Source organism: uncultured Luteimonas sp., assembly GCF_947492465.1.
GTDB lineage: Bacteria > Pseudomonadota > Gammaproteobacteria > Xanthomonadales > Xanthomonadaceae > Luteimonas.
In genome coordinates, this window is the sequence record NZ_CANLNF010000011.1 from 62538 (window position 1) to 81175 (window position 18638).

At 71.4% G+C, this 18638-nt stretch carries 16 protein-coding genes; 8 read left to right on the forward strand and 8 right to left on the reverse strand.

Annotation, left to right across the window (positions count from 1 at the left end; translation table 11 throughout):
- Positions 1–212: 212 nt before the first annotated feature.
- Positions 213–1211, reverse strand: a complete 999-nt coding sequence (locus Q0863_RS17160) for a ligase-associated DNA damage response exonuclease (protein WP_298581325.1) — start codon at positions 1209–1211, stop codon at positions 213–215.
- Positions 1212–1479: 268 nt separating this feature from the next.
- Between Q0863_RS17160 and Q0863_RS17165 the strand changes: the two genes are divergently transcribed.
- From Q0863_RS17165 to putP, 5 genes are all read left to right on the forward strand, one after another.
- On the forward strand, positions 1480–2754 hold the full coding sequence (locus Q0863_RS17165; RefSeq protein ID WP_298581327.1) for a putative DNA modification/repair radical SAM protein: 1275 nt from the start codon (positions 1480–1482) through the stop codon (positions 2752–2754).
- A complete protein-coding gene (locus Q0863_RS17170) occupies positions 2755–4233 on the forward strand; it encodes a UdgX family uracil-DNA binding protein (RefSeq protein WP_298581329.1) in 1479 nt (492 codons plus the stop codon). It abuts the gene before it with no gap.
- 155 nt (positions 4234–4388) lie between these two features.
- A complete protein-coding gene (locus Q0863_RS17175) occupies positions 4389–4778 on the forward strand; it encodes a YciI family protein (protein WP_298581331.1) in 390 nt (129 codons plus the stop codon).
- A 52-nt stretch (positions 4779–4830) separates the two neighbouring features.
- On the forward strand, positions 4831–5247 hold the full coding sequence (locus Q0863_RS17180; RefSeq protein ID WP_298581334.1) for a DUF1801 domain-containing protein: 417 nt from the start codon (positions 4831–4833) through the stop codon (positions 5245–5247).
- 118 nt (positions 5248–5365) lie between these two features.
- Positions 5366–6853, forward strand: coding sequence for a sodium/proline symporter PutP (putP, locus tag Q0863_RS17185; RefSeq protein ID WP_298581335.1), 1488 nt, complete (start codon positions 5366–5368; stop codon positions 6851–6853).
- Positions 6854–7012: 159 nt separating this feature from the next.
- Here the strand turns inward: putP and Q0863_RS17190 are convergent, their stop codons facing one another.
- The 4 genes from Q0863_RS17190 to Q0863_RS17205 form a co-directional block, all read right to left on the reverse strand.
- Entirely contained in the window at positions 7013–8083 is a 1071-nt protein-coding gene (locus Q0863_RS17190) for a DUF5694 domain-containing protein (protein ID WP_298581337.1), read from the reverse strand.
- Positions 8084–8385: 302 nt separating this feature from the next.
- Positions 8386–9168, reverse strand: a complete 783-nt coding sequence (locus tag Q0863_RS17195; protein WP_298581339.1) for a hypothetical protein — start codon at positions 9166–9168, stop codon at positions 8386–8388.
- A gap of 967 nt (positions 9169–10135) precedes the next feature.
- Positions 10136–12262, reverse strand: coding sequence for a gluconolaconase (locus tag Q0863_RS17200; RefSeq protein ID WP_298581341.1), 2127 nt, complete (start codon positions 12260–12262; stop codon positions 10136–10138).
- Positions 12259–13440: a class I SAM-dependent rRNA methyltransferase gene (locus Q0863_RS17205; protein ID WP_298581343.1), complete on the reverse strand. Its 1182-nt coding sequence runs from the start codon at positions 13438–13440 to the stop codon at positions 12259–12261. Before Q0863_RS17205 ends, Q0863_RS17200 begins: the two co-directional genes overlap by 4 nt.
- A gap of 243 nt (positions 13441–13683) precedes the next feature.
- On the opposite strand from Q0863_RS17205, the gene Q0863_RS17210 reads away from it, so the two are divergent.
- From Q0863_RS17210 to Q0863_RS17220, 3 genes are all read left to right on the forward strand, one after another.
- Entirely contained in the window at positions 13684–14640 is a 957-nt protein-coding gene (locus tag Q0863_RS17210) for a TerC family protein (RefSeq protein WP_298581344.1), read from the forward strand.
- A 418-nt stretch (positions 14641–15058) separates the two neighbouring features.
- Positions 15059–15838 (forward strand): rhomboid family intramembrane serine protease, encoded by a 780-nt coding sequence (locus Q0863_RS17215; protein ID WP_298581346.1) that lies wholly within the window; start codon positions 15059–15061, stop codon positions 15836–15838.
- Positions 15839–15857: 19 nt separating this feature from the next.
- Positions 15858–16931 (forward strand): serine hydrolase domain-containing protein, encoded by a 1074-nt coding sequence (locus Q0863_RS17220; protein WP_298581348.1) that lies wholly within the window; start codon positions 15858–15860, stop codon positions 16929–16931.
- Between the two features lie 368 nt (positions 16932–17299).
- Here the strand turns inward: Q0863_RS17220 and Q0863_RS17225 are convergent, their stop codons facing one another.
- The 3 genes from Q0863_RS17225 to Q0863_RS17235 form a co-directional block, all read right to left on the reverse strand.
- Complete coding sequence (locus Q0863_RS17225; RefSeq protein ID WP_298581350.1) at positions 17300–17620, reverse strand: type II toxin-antitoxin system RelE/ParE family toxin; 321 nt, start codon at positions 17618–17620, stop codon at positions 17300–17302.
- Entirely contained in the window at positions 17608–17865 is a 258-nt protein-coding gene (locus tag Q0863_RS17230) for a type II toxin-antitoxin system prevent-host-death family antitoxin (protein WP_298581352.1), read from the reverse strand. The genes Q0863_RS17225 and Q0863_RS17230 overlap by 13 nt, the downstream gene beginning before the upstream one ends.
- A 228-nt stretch (positions 17866–18093) precedes the next feature.
- Entirely contained in the window at positions 18094–18363 is a 270-nt protein-coding gene (locus Q0863_RS17235; protein ID WP_298581356.1) for a LuxR C-terminal-related transcriptional regulator, read from the reverse strand.
- Positions 18364–18638 lie beyond the last annotated feature (275 nt).

Sequence of the window (18638 nt, forward strand, 5' to 3'; positions counted from 1 at the left end):
GCGGCAGGGGGCGGCGAAGCGGCGCATGTCAGGTGCACCCCATCGCGTTCCGTCGCACGGCCCCTTCCCCCGCCTGCGGGGGAAGGCTGGGATGGGGGCAGGTCCGTGGTGCGATGCCCGGCGATTCCGCGACCTGCCGGACCCCCACCCCGGCCCTCCCCCGCGCGCGGGGGAGGGAGCGAGGCCGTGCGGCGCTGCGGAGCCACGGCATGTCAGTCCTCCTCCCCGTATCCCGTCCGGAACGCGCCCGCGTCGATGCCGTCCTCGCACAGCCTGCGGACGATGGCGTCGGTGTTGCCATGGGTGGCGATCACGCGGGTCGCGCCGGTCTCGCGCACGGTGCGGATCAGGTCCGGCCAGTCGGCATGGTCGGAGACGACGAAGCCGCGGTCGTAGTTGCGGCGACGGCGGTTGCCGCGGATGCGCATCCATCCCGACGCGAAGCCGGTCTGCGCGCGGCGGAAGCGGCGCATCCAGGCGCTGCCCGCGGCCGAAGGCGGCGCCAGCACGAGGCGGCCGGCGTAGTCGGCGCCGCGCGCCTGCTCCGACACGGTTTCCGTCGGCGGCAGCACGATGCCGCAGGCGCGATAGACATCCACGCCACTGGCGATCGCGCCATGCAGCAGCACCGGCGCCTCCAGGAACGGCGCCAGCTCGGCCAGCACCCGCTGCGCCTTGCCCAGCGCGTAGCAGAACAGCACGGCGGCGGTGCCCTCGGCCTCGCAGGTCGCGCGCCAGTCGGCGATCTCGCGCGCCACCTCGGCCGTATCCGGCCAGCGGTAGATCGGCAGCCCGAAGGTGGCTTCGGTGATGAAGGTGTCGCAGGGCACGACCTCGAACGGCGCGCAGGTCGGATCGGGCTGGCGTTTGTAGTCGCCCGAAGCCACCCACACCCGGCCGCCGGCCTCGATCCGGACCTGTGCCGATCCCAGCACGTGCCCGGCCGGGTGCAGCGACACGCGGGCGTTTCCAAGCTCGAAGCCTTCGCCGTACGCCACTACCCGGTAGCGCTGCGGCCCCAGCCGCCATTCCAGGATCGGCAGGCTTTCGCGCACGCAGTGGTACTCGCCCATGCCGCCACGGGCGTGGTCGCCGTGGCCGTGGGTGATGACCGCGCGCGGCACCGGACGCCAGGGATCGATGTGGAAATCCCCGGCCGGGCAGTACAGGCCCTCGGGGCGCAACTCCACCAGGTCGCGCGGAGCGTTCATCGCGGCGGGATCGGCGCCGCGCCTGGACGGCGGGGGTGGACGGACATGCGACGCATCGGATTCCTGCAATAGCGCGCGACCGGCGCATGCCGGCACGGGAAGGTCGGTCGAGGCTAGCCGGGCGTCCATGCGGCCGGCGTCAACACGCGAGGCGGAACACGGGCCACGGCAACGTCGGCCTGCAGGCCTGAACAGCCGGGCCACGGGCGTTCATGGTCGCCGCGTTGCCGTCTCACAACCTGAGACGCGGGCCCGCCAGCCTGCCTTCATGGAAACTGCCCGCAAACTGTCCATCCTCGCCGACGCCGCCAAGTACGACGCTTCCTGCGCGTCCAGCGGCGCGGGCCGGCGCGACTCCACGCGCAGCGGCGGCATCGGCAGCACCGAGGGCATGGGCATCTGCCACAGCTACACGCCCGATGGGCGCTGCGTGTCGCTGCTCAAGATCCTGCTCACCAACTTCTGCATCTACGACTGCGCCTACTGCGTGAACCGCGTCAGCAGCAACGTCGAGCGCGCGCGCTTCCGCGTCGACGAGGTGGTCAAGCTCACCCTGGATTTCTACCGGCGCAACTACATCGAGGGCCTGTTCCTCTCCAGCGGCATCATCCGCAACGGCGACTACACCATGGAGCAGCTGGTGGAAGTGGCGCGCAGCCTGCGCGAGGACCATCGCTTCGCCGGCTACATCCACCTCAAGACCATTCCGGAAGCCTCGCCCGAACTGCTGGCGGCCGCCGGCCGTTACGCCGATCGCCTGTCGATCAACGTCGAACTGCCCACCGAGCAGGGCCTGGCGGCACTGGCGCCGGAGAAGCGCCTGCCGGCGATCCGCGGGGCCATGGGCGAACTGCGCTGGCGCATCGAGGAATCGAAGCAGGCTCGCAAGGCGTCGACCGGCGTGGGTTCGGTAGCGGGCGCGCCGCGCAGGCGCGCGCCGAAGTTCTCGCCGGGCGGGCAGAGCACGCAGATGATCGTCGGTGCCGATGGCGCCAACGACCGCACCATCCTGTCGATGGCCGACAACCTGTACGGCAACTACCGCCTGCGCCGCGTGTACTACTCGGCCTTCAGCCCGATCCCAGACGCCAGCAGCAGGCTGCCACCGCGCGCGCCGCCGCTTCAGCGCGAGCACCGGCTGTACCAGGCCGACTGGCTGCTGCGCTTCTACGATTACCGGATCGAGGAGATCGCCGACGGTCGTGGCGACGGCATGCTCGACCTGGACGTCGATCCCAAGCTGGGCTGGGCGCTGCGGCATCCCGAACGCTTCCCGGTCGACCTCAACACGGCCGCGCGCGAGCTGCTGCTGCGGGTGCCGGGCCTGGGCGTGCGCAACGTCGACCGGGTGCTCGCCGCGCGCCGCCACGGCCGCCTGCGCGTCGCCGACCTCGCCCGCCTGCGCGCGCCGCTAGCGAAGCTGCTGCCGTTCGTGCAGCTGGCCGACCACCATCCACACCGCGCGCTCGACGATCCACAGGCCCTGCGCGCCCGTCTCACGCCGCCGCCACGGCAGGGATCGCTGTTCGACGCGGCGGCCTGAATGACGCGCTGGTCGGCCCGCGTCGATCCGCCCTGGGATGCGGAGACCTGGCGCCAGCGCGCGCGCCATGCGCTGCGCGCGCAGGTGCCGCCCGAGGACATCGACTGGCTGGACGGCGATGCGCCCGCAGCCCTGCTGGCGGCGCCCGACATCGTCGACGCTCCCATGCGCGCCCTCGAACCGCGTGCATCCAGCGCCCTGCTCGGCCTGGCCGGCGAGGTGCTGTGCCACCGCGATCCGCAGCGGCTGGGCCTGCTCTACCGGCTGCTCTGGCGCGCCAACCACGGCGAGCGGCAGCTGCTGTCCAATCCGGCCGATGCCGACGTGCGCCGCGCCCAGGCGCTGGCGCAGTCGGTGCGCCGGGACGCGCACAAGATGAAGGCGTTCGTGCGCTTCCGCGCGGTGCCCGGCGACGACAACGCGTTCATCGCCTGGTTCGAGCCCGAACACCGCATCGTCGACCAGGTCGCGCCGTTCTTCGCGCGCCGCTTCGCCGGCATGCGCTGGGCGATCCTCACCCCGTACCGCAGCGCGCGGTGGGATGGCGAGACGCTGGCGTTCGGCGATGGCGCCCTGCCGTCCGACGCCCCGGCCGACGATGCCCACGAGGACCTGTGGCGCACCTACTACGCGCACATCTTCAATCCGGCGCGGCTCAATCCGCGGATGATGCGCCAGGAGATGCCGGTGAAGTACTGGAAGCACCTGCCCGAGGCGCAACTGCTGCCCGGGCTGATGCGCGATGCCGGCGTGCGCGTGCGTGAGATGGCTGAGCGCGAGGCGCAGGCGCCCCGCCGCCGCATTCCGTCGCACGAGGCGCCGGCCGAGGCCGCGGCAGCGGGCTCCGACGAGCTGCGGCTGCCGCGGGAAGCGCCGGCCGACCTGCGTGCGCTGCGCGCAGCGGCGCGCGGCTGCCGCGCCTGCCCGTTGTGGGAGCCGGCGACGCAGACGGTGTTCGGCGAAGGGCCGCCGGATGCGCGCGTGCTGCTGCTGGGCGAGCAGCCCGGAGATACCGAGGACCTCAACGGCCGGCCGTTCACCGGTCCGGCGGGCCAGCTGCTCGACCGCGCCCTGGCCGAACTGGGGCTGGATCGCAGCCGCTTCTACCTTACCAATGCCGTCAAGCATTTCCGCTTCGAGCGCCGCGGCAAGCAGCGCCTGCACCGCAACCCCGAGGCCGTGCACGTCGAGGCCTGCCGGCCATGGCTGGCGCGGGAGATCGAGGCGGTGCGTCCCGAGGCGATCGCATGCCTGGGCGCGACCGCGGCGCTGGCCCTGCTCGGCCGCGGCGTGCGGCTGATGGAGGAGCGCGGCCGGTGGCGCGACCTGCACGACGGCGGTCGCGCGCTGCTGACCGTGCATCCGGCCTGGGTGCTGCGCCAGCGCACTGCGGCCGAGCGCGAGGCGGCGTACGCCGGTTTCCTCGCCGACCTGGCGCTGCTGCGCGGAATCGCCGCCGGGGAACCTGCCACCGCGTGACGCCGGACTCCGATGGGCGGGGCGCAGCCCAATGCACCGTTCGCCGACCCCGACTGCAGGCGACGCATTCCACGCGTCGCCACGTCGGCGCACCCGCTTTCGCCGCGTCCGGTTTCGCGATAGGGTCGGCGCCTTTCCCGGATGAGCGCGCCGCCATGGCCGATGACGCAGGTTCCCGCGAATTCCTGGTGCTCTCGCGCGGCCAGTGGCGTCGCGATGCGACGCCGGACGAGATCCAGGCCGCGATCGATGCGTTCTACGAGTGGCTCGACGCGCACGTCGCCGCCGGGCGCCTGAGGGCCGGCCAGCGCCTGGCACGTGCGGGCGCCACGGTGTCGGCGAAGTCGGTCGCGCTCGATGGACCTTTCGGCGAAACCAAGGAGCTGGTGGGCGGCTACTGGTTCGCACTCGCGCCTTCGCTCGAGGAGGCCGCATCGCTGCTCTCCACCAGCCCCACCCTGCCCCTGGGCCTGTTCTACGAAGTACGTCCGCTGGAACCGGAGCGGGCCAGCGCCTTCAGGCGCAGCAACGAAACGCCCGGCTGACCGGCTGCGCACCGCGCGTATCCCCCTTGCGTCCTCGCAGGGAGCGATCGGAATGATTCCGCCACGCAATCCCCATGCCCGCGCCACCGACACCAGCGTCGCGGTGGATGCGCTGATGCGCGGACTCGCCCATCCGCACAAGCCCGCCATCGAGACGCTACGCCGGGCCGTCCTCGCCACCGACCCGTCGATCGCCGAAGGCGTGAAGTGGAACGCGCCCAGCTTCCGCACCCGGGAGTACTTCGCCACCGTGCACCTGCGCGCGAAGACCGGCGTCGTGCTGATCCTGCACCGCGGCGCCAGGACGCGCGCGGAGACGGCGGACGCCTCGTGCTTCGACGACCCCGACCGCCTCCTGCACTGGCTGGGACCGGACCGCGCCCAGGTGGCGTTCGCGGATGCCGACGACCTCGCCCGCCGCAGCGGCCAGCTGCAGGCGTTGCTGCGGCGCTGGATCACGCTGGTCTGAAGCGCCGCGCGCGGCGGCGACGCCGTGCCGGCGCAGCCGGAACTGCCATTGGTCATTGGCGCCGGCCGCACCACTTCGTCACACTCAGCGCCCTGTCCCGACCGCAGGTGCGCGCTGCATGTCCTTCACCTCGCCGCTGTTCATCACCTTCTCCGCCTACCTGCTGCTGATGGTCGGCATCGGATTCGTCGCCTGGCGGCGCACGCGCACCTTCGACGACTACATCCTGGGCGGGCGCTCGCTCAACAGCTACGTCACGGCGCTGGCGGCGGGCGCATCGGACATGAGCGGCTGGCTGATGATGGGCCTGCCCGGCGCGCTGTACCTGGGCGGCGCCTCCGAGGCCTGGATCGCGGTCGGCCTGCTGATCGGCGCCTGGGCCAACTGGCGCTTCGTCGCCGGGCCGCTGCGCGTGTACACCGAGCGCACCAGCAACGCGCTGACCCTGCCCGACTACTTCACCCACCGCTTCGAGGACCACAGCCGCCTGCTGCGCATCCTCTCGGCGCTGGTGATCCTGGTGTTCTTCGCCATCTACTGCGCCTCGGGCGTGGTCGCCGGGGCGCGCCTGTTCGAAAGCATGTTCGGACTGCCGTACGGCCAGGCAATGCTGTGGGGCGCGGCGGTCACCATCGCCTACACCTTCATCGGCGGCTTCCTCGCGGTGAGCTGGACCGACACGGTGCAGGCCACGCTGATGATCTTCGCCCTGCTGCTGGTGCCGGTGTTCGCGATCGTCGGCGTCGGCGGTCCGGGTCAGGCGCTGGCACTGGTCGAACAGGTCGATCCGGCGCGCCTGGACTGGGTGGGCAGCGGCGGCGCGATCGCCATCGTCTCGCTGCTGGCCTGGGGCCTGGGCTATGTCGGCCAGCCGCACCTGCTGGCCCGCTTCATGGCCGCCGACAGCCTGGCCACGATCCCGCGCGCGCGCCGCATCGCGATGACCTGGATGACGCTGTGCCTGCTCGGTTCCATCGCCACCGGCTTCTTCGGCATCGCCTGGTTCGCGCAGCATCCGGCGGCGGCCGGCCCGGTGGACGCCAACCCCGAGCGCGTGTTCATCGCGCTGTCGGAACTGCTGTTCAACCCGTGGATCGCCGGCGTGCTGCTGTCGGCGATCCTGGCCGCGGTCATGAGCACGCTGGCGGCGCAGCTGCTGGTGTGCTCCAGCGCGCTGACCGAAGACTTCTACCGCGGCTTCCTGCGTCCGCGCGCGGACCATCGCGAACTGGTCTGGATCGGCCGCGCGATGGTGCTGGCGGTGGCGCTGCTGGCGATGTGGATCGCGCGCGATCCCGAGTCGCGCGTGCTCGGCCTGGTGGCCTACGCCTGGGCGGGCTTCGGCGCCGCGTTCGGCCCGGTCGTCGTGCTGTCGCTGTTCTGGAAGCGCATGACCCGCAACGGCGCGCTGGCCGGCATGCTGGTGGGCGCGGTCACCGTGATCGTCTGGAAGCAGACCGGCAGCCCGCTCTACGAGATCGTGCCCGGCTTCGTCGCGGCGACCGTGGCGATCGTGGTGGTGAGCCTGCTCGGCCGCGCACCGTCGGCGCAGCTGCAGGCGCGCCACGAGCAGGTGCGCCTGGCGCTGGAGGAGAGCGGCTACTAGGGCCGCCGGTCGGCTTGCACCGACGCGGTCGCGCCCGCACTGCGCGCGTGGGCCTGCGCCCCGAACGTACTGTGGGCACCCGCCGGTGACGATGGCGCCCGCATCGCCGTCGATCGGCGGTCGCGCCGGCGCGTCGCGCACCGGGTCGATGGCGACCGCTCACTCGGCGAGGAACGCCTCCGCGTCCACCACTTCCACGCCCTGCAGCTGGCCCAGCAGGCGGTCGAACCAGGCCTTGTGCGAAGCGCCGACGATCGACAGCACGCGCACGCCCGGTCGTTCGCGGAAGGTGCTGCCGATGTTGGCGACCATGCGCAGGTTGCGCAGGTCCCAGCCGGCGACGTACTGGCGGCCGAAGCGCTGCGGCGAGTCCTCCGCCAGCGCGCGCGAGAAGTCGCACCGCATCGGCATGTGCTGGTAGCCGGCGCTGTTGGTGTGGCGGTACAGCGGCAGCAGGTCGGTCGCCTGGCGCAACTGGCGCTCGCGTTCGCGCAGCGCGGCGCATTCGGGCGGTGCGCTGTCCCAAGCGCCGCGGATCGCGGTCGCGAAGCCGTCCATGTCGTCGATGCGCAGGTTGTCGCCGGTGTGGTCGTCCACCGGGTGCACGCGCTCGAGGCCCAGGCGCACCGCCAGCGCGGCGGCGACAACCGTGTTCTCGTTGCTCGAGGCCGCGCGCTTGCGCAGCGCCTGTACCAGCGCTTCGTCCAGGCCGTCGCCGGCGCGCCGCTCGCCCGCTCCGAGATGCAGCCACTGCACCAGGGCCGAACTGGGGTCGCCCGCGGCGAAGAAGGTGGCCGCCAGCCGGCGCCGCTGCTGCGGCGTGGGGGCTTCCGGCCAGGCCGCCAGCTGCGCGTCGACGCCGGCGATCGCCGCCGGCACGTCCAGGCCGGTGGCCGCGCGCGCCGCAGCGGTGTCGGGACAGTAGCTGGCAATGCCCTCCGGGTCGTAGACCGTGGGATGGCGCGCCATCAGGTCGCAGGTTTCGCCGGGCATCGCCTCGATGGTGATGATGTCCGGCGCGAACGCCGCCAGGCGCTGCAGCACCGGCTCGATCGCGCCGGGCGCCACGTCGCCGGCGTCGCCCTGCGCCAGATGCACCGTGCCCAGCACGAGCACGCGGGTGGGGGGACCTTCGAACGCCTGCTGCACGGGGGGCGCGGCCACGGCCGTGGCGGGCACGCACAGCGGGCTGGCGGCGAGCAGCAGGACGGACAGCAACGGACGTCGCATCGGCGGGCTCCGGACGGGAAGACCCCATCACACCCGCTCCGGCCAGCACGCGCATGACCGGATGGTCACCCTGACCATCGGCGCACCGCGGGCGCGACGAGTCCTGCCGCCGCGGTGCGCCGCCCGGGCGGGCGCGATGGCCACCACCTCATATCGGGCCTGCCAGCATTCCCGCCGCGAGCGGGGCAATGCGCCTTTTACGGGTGGAAGGGACCGAAGGCGGAAGGGCGCGCCGCAGGCGCGCGTCAGGACCGGTCGCTGCAGAGCGTCACCTGCGGCCGGCCCCATCGAAGCAGCCGCCGTCAGAAATCCCAGCGCGCCGACAGCGTCACCGGCACCGACAGCCGGCTGCCCGTGTCGTTGATGCCGGCCAGCCCCAGTCCGCCAATGGCGCTGTCGTCGTCCTTCAGGTCGGCGACATAGCGCACGCCGCTGGCCAGGGTGATGCTGAAGGTCTCGCCCGCCGGCACGAGTACGCCCACGTCGAGCCCGCCCGTGGCCGACCAGCCCGAGTCGTAGAACGGCGCATCGGCAATGGTGATGCCGGCATCGGGAATCTCGAACGTCGCGGCGATGGCATCGGTGCGGGTCGCGCCCAGGCGCGCGCCGACGAAGGGGCGCGCCGCGCCCGCCGTGCCGAAGTAGTGCCGGTAGCCGACTTCAGCCGACAGCGCCTCGTACGCGCCGAAGCTGCCATAGACCGGCAGCTCGGTATCGAGCGCGGGTACGAAGGCGCCGCCCACCTGCACGTTGCCGCGGCCCACGCGCGTCTGCCGCAGCTGGCCGAACAGTTCGCGGCGCTCGTCGAAGGCGTAGGCGAACTCCAGCCCGTAGCTGTTGGCCAGGTCGTAGATCCGGTCGTGGCCGCGCGCGCCGATGCGCAATTCCGCATCCACGCCCGCCAGCGCCGGATTGAGCGGGCCGAGATCGGGCACGACCGCGACCGCGCCCTCATGGACATCGCCACTGAGCGGCATGTCGACGCCGCCGATCAGCGACATCGAGAGACGCCCGGCTTCGGGACCGGCGGCATGCACCGAGGTCGCAAGCAGGGCGGAGAACGGGACGATCAGCCAGGTACGCATGGACAGCTCCAATGAAGGTCGGATGGACGCGCATCGATGGCGATGCTGCCGGGCGACGCTAGGCAGCGCGCGGTTAGTCGTGCGTCAACCACCGGCTTGTACGAAAGCTGTACAGCGCGAGGGCGTGCCGAGTGCGCGCGCAGACGCACCGGCGGCTCGGTGGCGCCGGCTGCTCGGTTGCTGGCAGCGCCGTCGACCGTGCCTGACATGCCCCCCCGGAACCACCGCGTGGCACGCGCATGCAGTGACTTCCTGTGGGAGCGCGCTTGCGCGCGAACGCCGTTCGCGACCAAGGTCGCTCCCACGGTGACCGGCGCGCCCGCATGGGCATCAGCAGCGCCCACGCGCGCGACCCGTGGGCACCTTCGCGCGACACTTGCCCCGCCGACCGGGACGGCCGCAGTCAGTGCGCGCGCAGACGCACCCGCAGGTCGGTGGCGCCGGCTGCCCGGTTGCCCGGTTGCCCGGTTGCCGGCAGCGTCCTCGACCCGTGCCTGACATGCCGCCCGGAACCACCGCGTGGCAAGCGGATGCAGCGACTTCCTGTGGGAGCGCGCTTGCGCGCGAACGCCGTTCGCGACCAAGGTCGCTCCCACGGTGACCAGCGCGCCCGCATGGGCATCAGGAGCGCTCGCGCGCGCGATCCGTGGGCACCTTTGCGCGGTGCTTGCCCGCCGGCCCGGGACCGCCGCAGTCAGTGCGCGCGCAGACGCACCGGCAGGTCGACGGCGCCGTCTGCCCGGTTGCCGGCAGCGTCCTCGACTCGTGCCAGACGTGCCTGCCGGATCCACCGCGCGGCCCGCGCATGCGGTGACTTCCCGTGGGAGCGCGCTTGCGCGCGAACGCGTTCGCGACCAAGGTCGCTCCCACGGTGACCGGCGCGCCCGCATGGGCATCAGGAGCGCTCGCGCGCGCGATCCGTGGGCACCTTTGCGCGGCGCTTCCCCGCCGACCAGGACGGCCGCAGTCAGTGCGCGCGCAGACGCACCGGCAGGTCGGTCGCGCCGCGGGCGCGGTTGCCGGCCGCGTCCTCGCCGATGGCGCGCACGATGTAGTCGCCGGCTGGCAGCGTGTCGGTCCGCCACAGATCGTGCGCGGCCTCGTCGCCGCGCACCCGGTTGCTCGCCACGTACAGGAAGCGCGTGCGCGACGCGCCATGCACGGTGATGCCGCTGTCGGCGGCATAGGCCAGCTTCACCGCCTCCGGATGCGCGGGCATGCGCGAGAAGTCGAGGTTCATCGCCGGGGTTTCGAAGCCCGGCACCGGCCGGCCGTCGGCATGCAGCACCTGGTAGCCGACGCGGTGCAGTCCCAGCCGCCGTCGCGGCAGGTTGCCATCGACCTGGTCCCAGGCCTCGACCACCACCTGCACGCCGACGGCGCGCGGCACCAGCACGCGCCCGTCCTGGCGCTCCAGCAGCGGCGTGCCGGCGGCGTCGAGCAGGCTGACGTGGTCGATGCGCGGCGGCATCGTGTCGCTGTAGTTGCGGAAGCCGAGCCGGATCGCGTTGTGCTGGAAGCCGTACGGGCCGACGATCAGGTGCGTATGCGCCTGCGCGTTGACCGTGCCGAGCGCGTCGCCGGGTGCGAAGCGCGCGCCGCGCATGATCCGCACGGCGAGCGCGCGGCCATCCTCGTCGCGGTCGATCACGAACCGGGATGGATCGAGGTTGCGCCCCTGCGCGGTGCGGCCCACGCGCATGTGCAGATAGGTCAGCTCGTCGACCGTGATGCCCTCGGCCTGTCCGCCGAAGCTGAAGGCGGCGAGCGGACTGGTCACCTTGCCGGCGGCGATCGACAGCACCGGCGTGCCGACATCGGCGCGCACGTCCAGGCCGTTGTGCAGGTGGCTGCGGCTTTCGCCGCTGAAGTTGCCGCGCACCTCGCCGAGGGTGCCGACCACTTCGTGCCAGCCATCCTGCGGCGCGAACGGCCAGCGCTGCGCGGTGTCGGGCAGCGCGCGCGCGGGCGACGGACCGACCGGTCCGTCCGCGGGCGCATCCAGGCCGCGCGGCACGATGCGGTGCAGGCGATGGCCCGCCGCATCGGCCAGCAGCAGGCTGCCGTCCGCTTCCCGCCACAGCGCCGAGGGACGCGCGAAGCCGCGGACGGTCCCGTTGCCGACCAGGACGCGCGAGCGGCCATCGGCGGACACCTGCAGCACGCGCCCGGGCGAGAGTTCGGCGACATACACCGCGCCATCGTGCGTAGCGGCGAGGGCGAGCGGACGCACCGGTTCGGGCGCGTCCCAGGCCGCCGCCCGCCAGGTGCGGACCACGCCGCCGACATCGATCCAGCGCAGCGCGCGGTTGCCGGTGTCGGCAACCCACACACGACCGTCGCCGGCGAGCACGAGCGCGGCCGGCGTGTCGAAGCGCGCCGTCGCGCCCGTCCCGTCGGCGAAGCCGGGACCATCGCCGCCGGCGAGCGTGCGCACGCGGCCATCGCGATCGATCACGCGGATGCGGTCGTTCCAGGTATCGGCCACGAACACGCGCCCGGCCTCGTCCACCGCCACGCCCATCGGCGCGCGGAACTGCGCCAGCGCGCCCTCGCCGTCGCGGAAACCCGGTACGCCGGTGCCGGCGAGCGTGGTCACCCGGCCGTTGCGCGAGACCTTGCGGATGGCGTGGTTGCCGGTGTCGGCGAGGTAGAGGTTGCCGAGCCGGTCGATGGCGAGCGAGGACGGCGTGTGGAACTTCGCGGCGGCGCCGATGCCGTCGGCGAAGCCTTCGCCCGAGCCGGCGAACGTGCCCACCGTGCCGTCCGGCGCGATGCGGCGGATGCGGTTGGCCTCGCCGCCGTCGGCGACGAACAGGCTGCCGTCCGGTCCGCGCACCAGGCCCCAGGGTTCGTCGAAGCGCGCCTGCAGCCCGTGGCCGTCGCGGGCTCCGCGGTGGCCGTCGCCGGCGAGCGGCACGATCCGCGGCACCCAGTCGAACGCGGTCGCGGGCAGGGACGGCGGCGGCCCACGCCACCAGTCGCGCAGCGGCTGCCAGAAGAAGGTCGCCGCCAGCGCCAGCGCGGTCAGCGCGGCGACGGCCAGCAGCGCGCGCCGCGTTCCCGGCCGCGTGCGGCCGGTGCGCCGGTTCAATCCAGCACGCGGCAGAACACCGCCTTGAGGTAGCGCGACTCCTGCACGTGGGCCATGAACGGATGGTCGGCGCCGGCGCCGGAGATCTTCAGCACCTGCACCGTGCGTCCGGCGTAGAACGCCGCGCGCCGCAGCATGTCGAGGAACTGCTCCTCGCTCACCAGGCCGGTGCACGAGAACGTGGCCAGCAGGCCACCGGGCTTGACCACGCCCAGCGCCAGCTTGTTCATGTCGAGGTACTTCTTGAGCGCCGGAATCACCTGCTCGCGGTCGCGGGTCATCTTCGCCGGATCGAGGATCACCATGTCGTAGCGGTCGCCTGCGTTGGCCGCATCGCGCAGCCAGGGGAAGATGTCGGCCTGGACGAAGCGCGGCATCGCCTCCCTGGACAGCCCGTTCAACTTCGCGTTGCCGCGCGCGATCTCCAGCACGTCGCTGTCGATGTCGATGCCCACCACCTCGCTGGCCCCGCGCACCGCGGCGTAGACGCCGAAGCCGCCGGTGTTGCAGCACAGGTCGAGCACGCGCTTGCCGGTGCAGCGGTGCGAGAGCCACTCGCGGTTGTCGCGCTGGTCGGCGAAGAAGCCGGTCTTGTGCGCGCCGGCCGGATCGGCGCGGAAGCGGATGCCGTTCTCGGTGATGAGCGCGGCCTCGGTGCCGGCGGTTTCGCGGAAATCGAACGACTCCTGCTTCTGCACGTGCTCGTCGGCAAAGCCGTGGAAGCGGCAGCCCGGGAACTGCTCGCGCAGCGCGGCGTGGATCCACTCGCGGTGGCGGAACATGCCGGCGCTGAAATACTCGACCACGATCAGGTCGTCGTAGCGGTCCACCACCAGCCCGCTCAGGCCGTCGCCCTCGCTGTGCACGACGCGCCACGCGTTCGCGGTCTCGTCCAGCCGCAGCACCTCGCGGCGCAGGCGCACCGCCTCCGCGATCTTCGCGGCGAACCACGCGGCGTCCACCGCCACGTCCGGGTCGGTCTCCAGGATGCGCAGGGCGATGCGCGAGTGGCCGTTGTAGAAGCCGCGGCCGATCCAGACCCCGTCCACGCCGACGATGTCGACGATGGTGCCGGGCTTGGGGCGCGCGGCCGGCTTTTCGACCAGCTTCTGGAAGATCCAGGGATGGTTGGAGCGCCAGGCGTTCTTGAGGCGGATCGTGGGGAGGACATCGTTCATCGGCACAGTTTATCCGTCCGGTTGACCCTGCCGGGCGGCGGCCGCCACAATGCGCGCCGAAGGGGAGTAGCTCCCAACGTGCCGGCCGTCATTTCGAGCAGCGATGCTCCGGTCCCACGGCAGCCCACCGGGCTGTGAGCAAGACCTTCGCCGCGATGGCGAAGGTGCGTCCCCGGATCTCCGAGCGAGGGTTCCGTGCCGCCTGCGTCCGCGGCCGTCCTTTCCCCCTGCCCGGATATCCCGATGGAAACGATAGGCAACGTCTGGCTGTGGGCTGGTTTCTCCGGCCTGGTCCTGCTCGCGCTGATGGTGGACCTGGTGCTGATGCGCCATGGCGGCGCCCACAAGGTCACGTTCAGGGAGGCCGCCTGGTGGAGCCTGGGCTGGGTGGCCCTGGCGCTGGCCTTCAACGCCGCCCTGTGGTGGTACCTCGACCAGACCGCCGGTGCGGACGAGGCGCGGCGCGTGGGCCTGGAGTTCCTGACCGGCTACCTGGTCGAGAAGGCGCTGGCAGTCGACAACATCTTCGTGTTCCTGATGCTGATGACCTACTTCGCCGTGCCCGAGGAGCAGCGCCAGCGGGTGCTGGTGATCGGCATCCTCGGCGCGATCGTGCTGCGCGCGATCCTGATCTTCGCCGGTGCCGCACTGCTGGCGAAGTTCCACTGGATGCTCTACGCGTTCGGCGTCTTCCTGCTGCTCACCGGCGTGAAGATGTGGTTCGCCGCCGGCAAGGAGCCCGACCTCGACAAGAACCCGCTGCTGCGCTGGCTGACCGCGCACGTGCCCTTCGTGCGCCGCTACTACGGCAGCGCGCTGTGGCTAGGCCGCGGCAGCCGGCGCAAGTTCACCCCGCTGTTCATCGTGCTGGTGATGATCGGCATCACCGACGTGATCTTCGCGGTGGACTCGATCCCCGCGATCTTCGCCATCACCACCGACCCGTTCATCGTGCTGACCTCGAACGTGTTCGCGGTGCTGGGCCTGCGCGCGATGTTCTTCCTGGTGGCCGGCATGGCCGAACGCTTCCACCTGCTGCCCTATGGCCTGGCCGTCGTGCTGGTCTTCATCGGCACGAAGATGCTGCTGATCGACCTCTACAAGATCCCGGTGCTGTGGTCGCTGGGCGTGGTCGCGGTGATCCTGGCCATCACCATCGCCCTGAGCCTGGCGCGCCCGCGCAGGCCTGTCGCCAGCTGATCCTGCGCCGAGCCGCCCGTTCTCTCCCCCGGTTCACTGGGAGCGCCAACCCGGTTCGCACTGATCGGGCCGGCGCAGGATGTGCTCCCTCCCCCCGTTCCACGGGGGAGGACCGGGGTGGGGGCCACCGGTCGCCGCGCCACGTCCGGCGCGCGTCGTGCGCACCCCGTCCCAGCCTTTCCCCCCGCGAGCGGGGGAAGGAAAAAGCCGTGGCGCAGCGCTCACCGGGCGCCCGCTTCATTGATTCCAACCGTTCTGCTCCCTCCCCCGCTCGCGGGGGAGGGGTGGGGTGGGGGCCACCGGTCGCCAACGCCACCTCCCGCCCCCATCCCAGCCTTCCCCCGCAAGCGGGGGAAGGAGCACACCCGCGCCGGCACCCCACCCTTGCATCGCTCCAATCCGCCGCCACCCTTGCCCGATGTACCTGCCCAGCCCCCACGACCCGCACGACCCCGAGACCCAGCGCGCCGCCGACAGGCGCCGCCTGGGCGCCGCGCTCCGGGGCAGCATCGCCTTCGTCCTGCTGCTGCTGATCGTGTTCGGCGTACAGGGCCTGGGCGACTACCGCGCCTTCGCCGTGGCCGCCGGTGCCGTGGCGGGCCTGCCCGGCATCCTCAGCGCGCCGCTGCTGCACGGCTCGCCCGAACACCTGGTCGCCAACGCCTCGGCCCTGCTCATCCTCGGCACGCTGGCGCTGACCGTTTACCCGCGCGCCACCGTGCGCGGGCTGCCGCTGATGTGGCTGGGCTCGGGCCTGGGCGCCTGGCTGCTGGGCGATCCCGGCTCGTTCCACCTCGGCGCCAGCGGCCTCACTCACGGCCTGATGTTCCTGCTGTTCGTGCTCGGCCTGCTGCGCCGCGACCGGCCCTCGATCGCCGCCGGCATGATCGCCTTCCTGTTCTACGGCGGCATGCTTCTGACCGTGCTGCCGCAGGAGCCGGGCGTGTCCTGGCAGTCGCACCTGGGCGGGGCGCTGGGCGGCGCCCTCGCGGCCTGGCTGCTGCGCCGCAGCGACCCGCTGCCGCCGCAGCGCCGCTACAGCTGGGAGCTCGAGGAAGAAGAAGCCGAACGCGCCGCCCAGGCCGAACGCGACACCTTCGAACCCGGCGCCCCCCGCGACGTGCCGGTGCTGTGGCAGCGCGAGCCCCGCGAGGACGAGCGCGGCGTGGTGCTGCCGTTCCGCCGCCGCGACGAGTAGAAGCCCTACACTCTCCCGGATGCGCCTGGCCGCCGCCCTGCTCTCCTGCCTGCTCGCGGCCTGCGCCAGCCCAGGAGGCACGATGCGGTCCACGGCCGACCAGGTCGATTCGATGATGGCCAGCTACGCCGGCGACGTCCCCGGCGCCGCGCTGCTGGTGCTGCAAGACGGCGAGCCGCTCGTGCGCAGGGGATATGGCCTGGCCGACCTCCAACAGGGCACCGCGGTCACCCCCGACACACGCTTCCGCCTCGCCTCGGTGAGCAAGCAGTTCACCGCCGCCGCGACCCTGCTGCTGGTGCAGGACGGCACGCTCGCCCTGGACGACCCGCTGCGCCGCTGGTTGCCCACGCTGCCGCCCGCCACCGGCGGCATCACCCTGCACCACCTGCTCAGCCACAGCTCCGGCCTGGTCGACTACGAAGACTTGCTGCCGCCAGACCTGGACGGCCAGGTGCAGGACGCCGACGTGCTACGCCTGCTGGAAGGCGTGGACCGCCTCGACTTCGAACCCGGCAGCGCGTACCGCTACAGCAACAGCGGCTACGTGCTGCTGGGGCTGGTGGTCGCGCGCGCGTCAAACCGCGGTTTCCCGACCTTCCTGCGAGAACGCATTTTCCAGCCGCTGGGCATGGGCGCCGTGGCCCTCGTCGATGGCGGCCCGCCGGTGCCGCATCGCGCCTACGGCTACAGCGAGGTGGGCGACGCCTGGACCCGCACCGACCAGGGCCCCACCAGCGCCACCCTGGGCGATGGCGGCATCTACGCCTCGATCGACGACCTGGCGAAGTGGGATGCGGCGCTCGGCGACGACCGGCTGCTGCGCGACGACCTGCGCGCCCTTGCGTTCACCGCGCACACATCCACCGATGAACCCGACGTGGATGCCTACGGTTACGGCTGGCGCCTGCACGCGAGCGCGCACGGCCCGCTGCAGTGGCATTCGGGCGAGAGCATCGGATTCCGGAACGTGATCCTGCGCTGGCCGGAGCGGAGGCTGACGGTGGTGGTGCTCAGCAACCGGAACGATCCCGAACCCTATGCGCTGGCGCGAAGGATTGCGAAGGAGTTCCTGCCGCGGTCCCGGCGCTGAGGACGGCGGTGCGGGCCCATGCCGGAGCCGGGGATCGACGCAACGCGTTCGACAATCGTTGGTCGCCAATCGACTGGCAAATGGCCGGGCCAGCCTGTGCTGGCGGTTCGTCACTCGGGGTGGTGCTTGCTGGTCGCCGCCACGAACGCCAGATGCGTCCACGTCACGCCTGCCGCCCGGTTGCGGTCCGGATCGGCAACTCCGATCCAACAAGACCGATTACGGAAATGCAGTCTGGCAACGCTTCGATCGCCATCACTCTGGCGAGTGGCAAGCAGCAAAGCGACAAACCGGAAACAGCAAACGCCTGAAGCTCAAGGCAAGAGCGTCATGCACTCGGGGTTGACGGGGAGCTCCTTACGGCATTGTTAGGCCTTTGACTGTCGAGTACGAGACGCCAGTCGTCCCTTCCGAAGCAAACGCTCCGCGCGCATGACGTACAGAATGAACACCTTGCGTCCGTCGTAGCGATAGAAGACGCGACAAGGCGGCTCCACAACCTGCCGATACCGTGACCGCCCAAGCTCCTGTGGGCGGCTACCGCTCTCTGGATGATCAGCAAGTTGCTCGACATGAGAAAAGATGCGTTTGACCAGCTCCGCGGCAGCAACCGGATCCTCCAATGCGATGTAGTCGGCAATGGCATCAAGGTCGCTCAGGGCAGGTTCTGACCAGACTATTTCAGCCATCGCGCGAGACGCTTCTTGGCTTGCGCGTGCGTCGCCACACGACCCTCAGCGATCGCCTGTTCTCCGCGCGCGATGCCCTCGAGCACGGTCATGCGTTGCTGCATGAGCTGGAAGCTCTCAACGTCCACGAGGTACGCGCTCGGCAGGCCGTGCTGCGTGATGAGGATTGGCTCCCTGTCCCGCTCGATATCGGAGAGGAGTTCGGTCGCCTGGCGCTTGAGGGTGGTAACGAGTTCTGTACGCATGAAGTGACACTACAGTATCACTCTGGGCCCACGCAAGTGCTTGGAAGAAAAGGCCTAACACCAGAGTTAAACCGAGACGCGCAGTGGCGCAAAGTACATCGCAAGCTTTACCTGCCATGTACTTTGCGGAACGAAGCGGCTTCGGCTTGAAGGGCGTGGACCTGGCAAAGCAGGTGTTTTCGGTGGCCGAGCTCGATGGATCGGGCCGGGTCCGCCAACGCCGGGACCTCAAGCGCCGAAGCGCAGGCTGCCGGTGTAGGCGTGTTCGGCCACGAGCCAGGCGTGCAGTGCGGCCAGGTTCGCTCGGTCGTGGTGCGCCATCCAGTGCGCGATCGCGTCGCCGGCGACGCCGGCTCGGCGGGGCTGGTCGGCACGGCCGTCGCGGGCGCCGGCGGCCAGTCGGGTCAGGTGGTAGCGGACCGTGCCTTCGCTCAGGTCCAGTTGGCGGGCAATGGCCCGCTTGGGCACGCCCTTGGCGGCCAGGGTCTTGATGGTCATGCGGATCTCCAGATCGGTGATCGCCACGCCCGCTCCCGTCAAGGACGACAGCGGTCGAGGCTACGGGGTCGACCCGGAGGTGCGTAAATCTGGGTGTCGCCTTAGCGGTAAATTAGGGTGTCGTCTTACAGGTGCAGCGGCCGGCCAGTGGCAGGAGAAAATATGCAGCTGCCTGAGCAGGCAGCACGTCGACACAACGTTCAACGCCAGAGCGAACAGGTAGCAAGCGGTCAGACCGTCCCGGAGAGAGCCTGACTAACAAGGTGGCGCCACCA

Coding starts and splice junctions, on each gene's coding strand:
- Q0863_RS17170 (WP_298581329.1), top strand. CDS start 2,755: ATGACGCGCTGGTCGGCCCGCGTCGATCCGCCCTGGGATGCGGAGACC.
- Q0863_RS17195 (WP_298581339.1), bottom strand. CDS start 9,168: ATGCGTACCTGGCTGATCGTCCCGTTCTCCGCCCTGCTTGCGACCTCG.
- Q0863_RS17210 (WP_298581344.1), top strand. CDS start 13,684: ATGGAAACGATAGGCAACGTCTGGCTGTGGGCTGGTTTCTCCGGCCTG.
- Q0863_RS17180 (WP_298581334.1), top strand. CDS start 4,831: ATGATTCCGCCACGCAATCCCCATGCCCGCGCCACCGACACCAGCGTC.
- Q0863_RS17205 (WP_298581343.1), bottom strand. CDS start 13,440: ATGAACGATGTCCTCCCCACGATCCGCCTCAAGAACGCCTGGCGCTCC.
- Q0863_RS17230 (WP_298581352.1), bottom strand. CDS start 17,865: ATGCGTACAGAACTCGTTACCACCCTCAAGCGCCAGGCGACCGAACTC.
- Q0863_RS17220 (WP_298581348.1), top strand. CDS start 15,858: ATGCGCCTGGCCGCCGCCCTGCTCTCCTGCCTGCTCGCGGCCTGCGCC.
- Q0863_RS17165 (WP_298581327.1), top strand. CDS start 1,480: ATGGAAACTGCCCGCAAACTGTCCATCCTCGCCGACGCCGCCAAGTAC.
- Q0863_RS17160 (WP_298581325.1), bottom strand. CDS start 1,211: ATGAACGCTCCGCGCGACCTGGTGGAGTTGCGCCCCGAGGGCCTGTAC.
- Q0863_RS17175 (WP_298581331.1), top strand. CDS start 4,389: ATGGCCGATGACGCAGGTTCCCGCGAATTCCTGGTGCTCTCGCGCGGC.
- Q0863_RS17225 (WP_298581350.1), bottom strand. CDS start 17,620: ATGGCTGAAATAGTCTGGTCAGAACCTGCCCTGAGCGACCTTGATGCC.
- Q0863_RS17190 (WP_298581337.1), bottom strand. CDS start 8,083: ATGCGACGTCCGTTGCTGTCCGTCCTGCTGCTCGCCGCCAGCCCGCTG.
- Q0863_RS17215 (WP_298581346.1), top strand. CDS start 15,059: ATGTACCTGCCCAGCCCCCACGACCCGCACGACCCCGAGACCCAGCGC.
- putP (WP_298581335.1), top strand. CDS start 5,366: ATGTCCTTCACCTCGCCGCTGTTCATCACCTTCTCCGCCTACCTGCTG.
- Q0863_RS17235 (WP_298581356.1), bottom strand. CDS start 18,363: ATGACCATCAAGACCCTGGCCGCCAAGGGCGTGCCCAAGCGGGCCATT.